General features: G+C 27.6%; 1 protein-coding gene. It reads left to right on the plus strand.

Annotation, left to right across the window (positions count from 1 at the left end; all coding sequences use genetic code 11):
• A partial coding sequence (locus tag LJE08_RS15450) for a hypothetical protein (protein ID WP_227403671.1) occupies positions 1–218 on the plus strand: 218 nt, incomplete at its 5' end.
• Positions 219–225: the final 7 nt, after the last annotated feature.

A 225-nucleotide genomic window follows, 5' to 3' on the forward strand; every position in this document is an offset into this window, starting at 1 on the left:
TTGAGTATAGTCGAGAGGAATATGTAAATAATGTGATAAAAGGACGTGAACAGGAATATTCGGAAGAAGATATAGAAAACTTAAAACAGGATTATGATAATCTCAAAAATAGAATGTTGGAATCCTTTTATCATATGGAAAGACTAAGAAACATAGAAAAGCTTTATAAGGTAAATGAGAAAAAAATTAACAATTTCAAACGTTCCACAATTAAATGAAAAGGAA

The sequence above is a fragment of the Holdemanella sp. DFI.5.55 genome, from assembly GCF_020593575.1.
Taxonomy (GTDB): domain Bacteria; phylum Bacillota_I; class Bacilli_A; order Erysipelotrichales; family Erysipelotrichaceae; genus Holdemanella; species Holdemanella hominis.